Origin of the sequence: Cryptosporangium minutisporangium, assembly GCF_039536245.1 — a bacterium.
GTDB lineage: Bacteria > Actinomycetota > Actinomycetes > Mycobacteriales > Cryptosporangiaceae > Cryptosporangium > Cryptosporangium minutisporangium.
In genome coordinates this window covers 1-8,080 of sequence record NZ_BAAAYN010000079.1, presented here as the reverse complement: position 1 = coordinate 8,080, position 8,080 = coordinate 1, and the positions used below count along the sequence as shown (strand labels likewise).

Here is an 8,080-nt window from a genome sequence, read left to right as displayed (position 1 = left end):
CGCCCGTCGCCGGGGCGTCCGCGCTGCTCGCCGCAGTCGTGCAGGAGGACCCCAGCCGGCCGGTCCTCGCCGTGACCGCGACACTGCTCGGTGTTCCGCTCGGCCTGGCCGGGCTCCGCGGCTCCCGGCGCGGGTGCCTGATGGCGATCCCGCTGGTGGAGCTCGGCGCGCTCTGGGCCTGGCTGCGCTTCGCCGAGGTGGTCACCCCGGAGGCGTACACGCTCCCGGCGGCCGCGCTCGCCGCGGCGTTCGGCCTCGTCACGCTGCGCCGCCGTCCCGCGGTCTCGTCCTGGGTGACGCTCGGCCCGGCGCTCGCGATCGCCACCGTGCCCAGCCTCGCGCTCGCGCTCGCCGCCGGAACGCTCGGCCTACGGGTGCTGCTGCTCGGCACCGCGGCGCTGGCCGTCACGCTCGCCGGGGCGGTGACGCGTCGTCAGGCTCCGTTCCTCTCCGGCGCCACCGTCCTCACGCTCGTCGCCGCCCGGGCCCTCGCCCCGGTACTGCCCGAGCTCGCCGACACGGTGCCGACCTGGGTGCCGCTGTCGCTGGCCGGGTTACTCCTCGTGGCGGCCGGCGCGACCTACGAGCAGCGACGCCGGGACGCCGCCCGCCTCGCCGGCTTCGTCCGCGACATGCACTAGAACCGGGTCAGTAGCGACGTGATGCAGGTCGTGCCGAACTCCAGGGCTCCAACCGGGATCCGCTCGTCGACGCCGTGCACCAGCTTGCTGAACGCCATCGAGGTGGGCAGCGTCATCGGGGTGAACCCGTACGTCTGGATGCCGAGCTGCGCGAAGAACCGCCCGTCCGTCGACGCCGGCATCAACAGCGGCACCGGCGTGCCGGTCGGGTCCTGCTCGCGGAGGACGGACGCCAGCGTGTCGAACATCCCGAGGTCCGGCGCCTTCTCCACGCGGTCGTAGCGGACGACGCTCAGCTCGACGTCGTCCCCCAGGTGTTTCTGCAGTTCACCCACCAGGTCGGCGGGGCGGAAGCCGGGCAGCAACCGTCCGTCCAGATCGATCTGTGCCTCGGTCGGGCGGACGTTCACCGAGCCGCCGGTCGCGGACACGATGTTCGGCGTCGCGGTGTGGGAGAACATCGGCGCGAGCGTCAGGCCGATCTCGCCGGCCGCGCCGAGCAGCCGAGGGGTGAGCGCGGGCCGCAGCAGCAGCCGGGCCGCGCGGGCGGCCGGACCGGGCAGTTCCGCCGCGATCGCCTCGATCATCGTGCGGACGACCGGCGTGACGTGCACCGGTAGCCGCCGCCGGTCCAGCCGGCGCAGCACCTCGGCCAGCCGCGCGGTGACGCCGCCGGGCCGGGCCAGCGACCCGTGGCCGCCCGGTGCCCGCAGTACCGCCCGCATCCAGCAGATCTGCTTCTCCGCGACCTGGATCGGGTAGAACCGGCGCCCCGCGATCTCCATCGAGAAGCCGCCGAACTCCCCGATCGCGTACTTGACGCCCTCGAACAGCTCGGGACGGTTCTCGACCAGGTACTTCGCGCCGCGGTCGCTACCGGCCTCCTCGTCGGCGAGCAGCGCGAGGATCACGTCGCCCGGAGGCTGCGCTCCCTCCGCGAGGGTCCGCAGCAGCGCGACGAGCATCATCACGACGCCGCTCTTCATGTCCAGCGCGCCGCGACCCCAGACGAAGCCGTCCGCGATCGTCCCGGAGAACGGCGGGTGGGTCCAGCCGTGGTCGCTCACCGGGACGACGTCCAGGTGGCCCTGCATCAGCAGGGGCGGGGCCACTCCGCGCCCGGGGATCCGCGCGATCAGGTTCACCCGCCCCGGCGCGGACTCGACGAGCGTGGTCGCCACCCCCGCGTCGCGCAGGATGCCGTCCAGGTAGGAGACCAACTCCGCCTCGTTCCCGGGCGGATTGGTGGTGTCCACCCGGATCAGGCGCTGCAGCAGTTCGACCGGCTCGGGTACGTCCACCCGGTCAGCTTCCCACCAACTCGGCCGGGTAGCTCCCGGACAGCCAATCCGCGAGCAGCGCCACCCGGGCCGCGCGGGTGTCGAAGCCGTGGATCACCGGCGCCTGGTTGTACGCCATCGCGTCCGACGTCCGGCGCAGCTTGACGTACTCGCCGCACGCGTCGATCGCGTACCGCTCCATGTCGTCCTGGAGCGCCCCGACCACCGTGATGCCGCTGTCCGCGCCGATCCGCTCGAACAGCGCCACCGCCTCGCGCCGGTGCTGCTTGCCGAGGTTGCGGCCCAGCTCGTCCAGCACCAGGAGCAGCGGCCGTCCGGTGCCACTGGCCAGCGCCGCGGCGCAGACGAGTTTGACCGCCTTCTCGTCCATCTGCGCGGTGTTGCCCCGGCGGTCGTACGCGACCATCAGGTTGCCCTCGGCGCGACGCCACACCGGGGTGATCTCCCAGTTCCAGCGCTTGGTCGGGTCGGCGGGCGGCTCGGGCTCGACGAATCGGAGCCCCGCCCCGTACCCGCCGTAGGCGCGGTCCAGGTCGTCGAACTTCGCGCCGACCGCGGTGAGTCGGGCGGTGATCGCGCGCGCCAGCGACGCCCGGACCGCGGCGGCGGCCTTCGCGGCCTCCTCGTGCCCGAGCGCGGCGGCGTCCCGGGCCCGGCTCTTCTCGACCCGCTCGTCGGCGAGGCGGGCGCGCTGGTGGGCGTCCTCGTGCGCGGTGAGGGTCAGGTGGTCGCGGACCGCGTCGAGCATCGCGGGGAACGTCTGCTTCTGCCGGTCGGCCTGGCCGCGGCCGGGCGTCGCCCGCTCCTCGGCCAACGCGGTGACCTGCGCGGGCACCGTGTCACCCGGCCGGAAGCAGAGCGCCAGCAACTCCGCGAGGACGCTTTCGGCGGCGCGCCACCAGTCGTCCTCGTCGAACAGCTGCTCCTCGTCGGGGAGCTCGGCGAGATGGTCCTGCGCGGCCTCGACCGTGCCGCCCCACTGGGTGAGCAGCGTGTCGAGGTCGACGACCCGGCGGCGGGCGTCCAGGCGATCCCGCTCGACGCGGAGCGCCTCACGCGCATCCTCGATCCGACGGCGGTTGCCCAGCAGTGCGTCGGCCTGCTGCTGCCGACCGGTCTCGGCCAGCCGCGCGAGGTCGTACTCGTGCCGGGCGGCGGTGAGGCGGGGCGCCAACGCGTCCTCCCGCTCGGCGACCTCCTCCAACTCGGCCCGATACGCGCGGATCCGCTGCCGCTTCGACGCCGCGGTGACCGCCGCGCGGGCGGCGGTGACCCGGCGCTCGGCGACCGTGAGGCGCCGCTCCGCGTCGGCGAGCCGCGCGTCCGCCTCGGCGAGCGCGGCGTCGTCGGCCGCGATCCGCTCCTGTGCCCGCGCGATCCGGGCGGCCCGCCCGGTCACCGGCGCCGCGAACGCCCCGACGACGGTGACCAGCCCGGCGGCGCGGAGTGCGCCGAGGAACCCGGTCAGGTCCAGGTCGGTCGCGCTCCGCGGCACGTCCGGGTCGGTCGTCGGCAGTCCGGCCGGGACCAGCACCGAGCCGGGCAGGCCGACGAGCGCCTCGGTGGCCTCCGGGAGCCGGGTCTCGTCCACCACCGCGGCGTCCCGGTACGGCCAGAGCAGTGGCTCCCAGACCACGCGCTCGTCGTCGGTGAGCGTCACCGCGTCGAGCAGCGCGACCGCCGGGATACCGGCCTTCTCCAGCTGCGCGAGCTGCTCGGCCGCGACGTCGTCCCCGGCCTCCGCCGTGCCCAGCGCGGTCTGCGCGTCGGCCAGCGCCCGGGCCGCGATCGCCCGCGCGCCGATCGCCGCGGTGCGGGTGGCCACGGCGGCGTCCCGCTCCTCGGCCGCGGTCGCCTCGTCCCGGCCGTCGGCGTCCCGTGCGGTCGCCTCCAGTTCGTCCGCCTCCCGGCCGAGACGCTCCAGGCTGCCGGTCAGCGTCCGCCGCCGGTCGCGGAGCTGCTGGTGGTCACCGTCAACCGCGGCGAACGCCTCCTCGGCCCGCCGGAGCCGGTCGCGCAGCGCGACGTCGTCGCCGAGGACGTGCAGCTCGTCGGTGATACCGGCCAGCCGCTCGCGGTGCGCGGCGTCGTCGGCCGCGATCCGCTCCAGATCGTCCTCGATCGCCTCCAGTTCGTCGGCGGCGCGCGCGACCAGCACGGCCGCGCGGGACCGCCAGCGGGCGCGCGCGATCGGCTCCCGGTCGCGGGCCTGCGCACGGCGGTCGATCGCGGCTTCGAGGTGCTGGGCCTGCTCCTCCCACTCGAGGAGCTTGCGCTCGGCGTCCGCGGCCTTCTCCAGTTCGGCGTGCTCGACGTTGCGGTGCCGCTGCTCGTCGGCGATCTCGTGGTCGAGGCCGGTGAGGGCCGCCACCGCGGAGAAGATCCGGTCGGGCTTGAGCTCGTTGAGCGGCTGGGCCAGCAGGTTCGCGGTCGCCGACGGCCGCACCGACGTGGAGAGGAACGACACGCAGCGGATGTGCTCGCCGAAGAGCACCCGCGACAGGTCGCGCGCGTTGTAGTCCCGACGCCCGGCGCGCGGCGGCAACGCGGCCCAGAGCGCGTCGGCCTGCCGTTCCCGCTCGGCCTCGGTCGTCGCGGTCGGCAGGTGCAGTCCGTCCGACCACCGCACGAGCAGGTGGGGCGTGTCCCGGGAGATCCGCAGCCAGACCGTGAGCGCACTCGCGGCCAAGGCGTCCGGCTCGGCGGCGTCGCGGTCGGCGAACACCCCGATCACGTAGCCGTGGTCGGCGCTGGCGTACTCCCGCTCCTGCGCCGCGATCTCGGCGGAGAACAGCAGGTCGGCGGATTCCCGCGCCCCGGACGCCAGCCGCCACTGCTCGTCACCGTGCAGCAGCGTGAGCGCCGCGATGAACGACGACTTCCCGGCACCGTTGGAGTCTTTGGGCCCCTGGCCGGCGACCGTGATCAGGCAGCCCGGCACCAGCGGCACCGGGTGCGTCGACAGGCGCGACACGCCGATCAGCTGGATCCCGATCGCGACGCGGTCTCCCACGACGTCCAGGTGGTCGTCGATCCTCACCGTTCTCCTCTACTCGCCCGAATGGCCGCCGCCAGCGGGCTCCCCGGCCCGGCGGCCAGCACCAGCTCCTCCTGCAGCAGCCGGCGGGCCGCCCGGGTGAGCCGGTGGAACTGGGGGCCCGGAACGTAGGCCGCGCTGTCGGCACCCCGCACCGAGCGGACCAGGTCCGCGGTGCGCAGCCGCTGCAGGGCCTCGTTGAGCTTGCCGCGGGCCAGCTGGGTGTGGCTGCGCAGCTCCGCGACGGTGGTCGGCACGGCGGACGCCCAGCTGTCGTCGGTGAGCCGACCCTCGGAGCGGGGGATCGCCACCGAGTGCACGAGGATCGTGGTGAGCACCGCCCGGTCGTACTCCGGCAGCGCACCCCAGCCCCGCGCGACGAGTTCTTCGCGGGCGGCGTCGGCGAACCCGCTCGTCCACTGACGACCGGCGACCCGGACCAGGTCACGGCCGGTGCGGTGCAGCACGGCCCGGAGCGTCTCGCGCAGCGCGGGGTCCCGTAGCGCCGCGAACCCCACCTCGTCGACCGGTTCGCGGCCGTACTCGACCGCGGCCCAGGCCGCGACGACCTCGTCCCGCTGGCGTTCCGACAACCCGCCGAGCAGATCGTCCGCCGGGTGCGTCATCGGTTCTCCCCCGCTGCTCCCGGGTTCCCGTCCGCGTCGGGTGCTGTCTCTTCGGTGGACGCCACACCGCGCGCCACCGCCGGCGCGGCGGCGTCGGGCTCGCTGTTTCCGGGCAGCGCGGGCTCGGTGTCACCGGCCGGCGCGGGCTCGGCAGGCGGGGGCGGCATCGTGCGGCAGAGTTCCCGGAGCGCCTCGATCTCCGCGGCCGGCCACGCCGCCACCCGCGGGCCGACGCGGATCGTCCCGGCCCGCTCCGCCCAGCGCAGCCACCCGGCGTCGGTGAGCTGGCGGAACGCCTCGACGGCGAAACGGTGGTGGATCGCCGGACTGCGCGTCGGCAGCAGCTCGGCCAGCACCGCGAGCACGGCCGCGACCGTCGTCGGCCGCCCCGGCCAGGGCTCGGCCGCCAGGTCCACCCAGCAGCACCGCAGGCACACCGCGAGGACCCGGCTCGCCTCGTTGCGGTGGTCCAGGGTGGGCAGACCCAGCCGGAGATCACGCAGCGCGGCCGGTGTCACGTCGTCCGGACCGGTCTGCACCCACCACGCGCCGGTCGCGCCCGGTTCCACCAACCGGCGGAACCCCTCCGGAGCCGCGGCACCGGGCGGCATCATCAGGGGCCCCTCGGCCCGCGCGCGCGCCGCCCACAGCGCGGCCTCGTCGAGCGGTGCCGTGCGCGTGTCCGCTGCGGCAACGCCGCGGGTGTCCGTGGCGGCGGGGCCGCGCGTGTTCGTAGCGGCAGCGCCGCGCGCCACCGCTGGGAAAGCTTCGCTCATCCGGCGACCAGGCCCCGGCTGAACCGACCGTTCCCCCGCCAGGACGGCACTCCCTCGGCATCCACCAGCAGACCGTCCCCCCAGGTCAATGCGTACGGCAGCGACGGGTGCTGGGCCGCCGCGGTGAGGTCGGCGAGCAGGCGCCGCGCGGTCGCCCAGTCGCCCGACCCGCCCACCAGCTCGGCGACCTCGACCGCGTCGCGTCCGGCGAGTGCGGCCTCCGCCCTGGCGGCCAGATCGGCGGCCTCCGCGTCGTCGACCGCGCGCGCTTCGGGCCCGCCGGCCGTCTCGTCGGCGTCGGGCCGCGGCGGGCGCAGCCGTTGCGGTGTCGGACGCTCGGCCTGTGCCACCGCCTCGCTGAGGTCGCCCGCCGACAGCCAGGCCCGGGGAGCGTCGAATACCAGCCCGGCCAGCGGCGCGGCGAGCGCTCCGACCGACGACCGGCGGGTGAACGTCCGCCACGCCTCGGCGGGCAGCAGGTCGAGCGCGCGCGTCGCCCCGACCGCCTGGGTCAGCCGGCCGGCGGCGGCGGTCGACACGTCCCGGTACGCCGCGATCGCCGCCCGTAGCTCGGTGCTGGGCCGGGTCAGGTCGGGCCACCGCGCGAGCATCGTGTCGTGCACCGCGGTGGCCTCGCCGATCAGCGTGTCGGCGTTCCACAGCAGCGGCGCCTTCTCACGCAGCACGTCGATCGTGCCGCCCGAGGTCAGCATGAACAGCTCGGTGACGATCAGCCGGAACGCGCGGGTGAGCCGAGCGGCGCTCCCCCGGGCGTCCTCGTCGGTGGCCGTCGGATCGTCGAGGTTCAGCCGCTCCAGCGTCAACAGCCGGTGAAGTTCGAGCTGGCCACCGCGGGTGAGCATCCGGCGGATGAACAGCAGCGACACGTAGCTGGTGAACGAGGCCCGGTACACGTCCTGGTGCGGGCGGTCGAAGGCCTTCTGGACGGCACCGAGTTCGCGCAGCACCCGCACCCGGGCTTGGAACACCGGCTCCGGGAATCCGCGGCAGGCGTGCCGCATCTGCTCCATCGTGAGGCCCTCGCTACCGGCCGCGGAGAACGCGGTGAACAGCGCGTCGGCCAGGTCGACGAGCACCGGATCGGAGACGACCGACTGCGCCGAGCTGCCGAGGACTGCGAACATCTGCCGGTAGACCGCGACGATCGCGTCGTCGTGCGCGGCGCTCTCCAGCGTCAGCTCATCGGGGTCCACAGTCCGGTCACTCTAACTGCCCGGTCCGACGACTCCGGCCGCCCACCGGCCCGGGCATGGAAAGGGCCCCGGTGCGTGACCGGGGCCCTACGCGTTGCAGCCGGACCCTACGCGTTGCCGCTGAATCAGCCCTGCCGGGCCTTCAGCCGGGGGTTCCGCTTGTTGACGACCAGGACCCGCCCGTGGCGGCGCACCACGATCGAGCCGTCCTTCTGCTTCAGCGACCGAAGCGAGTTCCGCACCTTCATCGCGGCCGTTCCTCTCCGCTCCCGCGGTTCCGGGAGCCTCCGTTCCCGACAACGGTTATCAGCTACGACCCATTCCCACTCGGACTCCACCCGGAGCCGGCATGGTTGTCGCCACCCCCGGGCGCCCACTGAGATGGTTGTCGCCGCTCCCGGCGCCCGCCAGAAGGATGGTTGTCGCCGCATCCGGGCGCCCGCCGGGATGGTTGTCGCCGCTCCCGGGCGCCCGCCAGGATGGTT

At 74.9% G+C, this 8,080-nt stretch carries 7 protein-coding genes; 1 reads left to right on the top strand and 6 read right to left on the bottom strand.

The window, feature by feature from the left end:
- Positions 1-641, top strand: a 641-nt coding sequence (locus ABEB28_RS40535) for an SCO7613 C-terminal domain-containing membrane protein (RefSeq protein ID WP_425559060.1), incomplete at its 5' end; no start/stop codon positions are given.
- Here ABEB28_RS40535 and ABEB28_RS40530 read toward each other — a convergent pair.
- From ABEB28_RS40530 to ABEB28_RS40505, 6 genes are all read right to left on the bottom strand, one after another.
- Positions 638-1,942 (bottom strand): M20/M25/M40 family metallo-hydrolase, encoded by a 1,305-nt coding sequence (locus ABEB28_RS40530; RefSeq protein WP_345733633.1) that lies wholly within the window; start codon positions 1,940-1,942, stop codon positions 638-640. The two genes, ABEB28_RS40535 and ABEB28_RS40530, sit on opposite strands and share 4 nt — an antisense overlap.
- 4 nt (positions 1,943-1,946) lie before the next feature.
- Positions 1,947-4,982, bottom strand: a complete 3,036-nt coding sequence (locus tag ABEB28_RS40525) for a coiled-coil domain-containing protein (RefSeq protein WP_345733632.1) — start codon at positions 4,980-4,982, stop codon at positions 1,947-1,949.
- Entirely contained in the window at positions 4,979-5,605 is a 627-nt protein-coding gene (locus tag ABEB28_RS40520; RefSeq protein ID WP_345733631.1) for a hypothetical protein, read from the bottom strand. The genes ABEB28_RS40525 and ABEB28_RS40520 overlap by 4 nt, the downstream gene beginning before the upstream one ends.
- Complete coding sequence (locus ABEB28_RS40515; protein ID WP_345733630.1) at positions 5,602-6,381, bottom strand: hypothetical protein; 780 nt, start codon at positions 6,379-6,381, stop codon at positions 5,602-5,604. Before ABEB28_RS40515 ends, ABEB28_RS40520 begins: the two co-directional genes overlap by 4 nt.
- The gene (locus ABEB28_RS40510; protein WP_345733629.1) at positions 6,378-7,595 is read right to left on the bottom strand and encodes a hypothetical protein; all 1,218 of its coding nucleotides are present in this window, start codon (positions 7,593-7,595) and stop codon (positions 6,378-6,380) included. The genes ABEB28_RS40515 and ABEB28_RS40510 overlap by 4 nt, the downstream gene beginning before the upstream one ends.
- 125 nt (positions 7,596-7,720) lie before the next feature.
- A complete protein-coding gene (locus tag ABEB28_RS40505; RefSeq protein ID WP_345733628.1) occupies positions 7,721-7,843 on the bottom strand; it encodes a 50S ribosomal protein L36 in 123 nt (40 codons plus the stop codon).
- Between the last annotated feature and the right edge of the window lie 237 nt (positions 7,844-8,080).

What these genes read in the sequence shown, in the direction of transcription:
- ABEB28_RS40520 (WP_345733631.1), bottom strand. Translation starts at nt 5,605, where the DNA reads ATGACGCACCCGGCGGACGATCTGCTCGGCGGGTTGTCGGAACGCCAG.
- ABEB28_RS40515 (WP_345733630.1), bottom strand. Translation starts at nt 6,381, where the DNA reads ATGAGCGAAGCTTTCCCAGCGGTGGCGCGCGGCGCTGCCGCTACGAAC.
- ABEB28_RS40505 (WP_345733628.1), bottom strand. Translation starts at nt 7,843, where the DNA reads ATGAAGGTGCGGAACTCGCTTCGGTCGCTGAAGCAGAAGGACGGCTCG.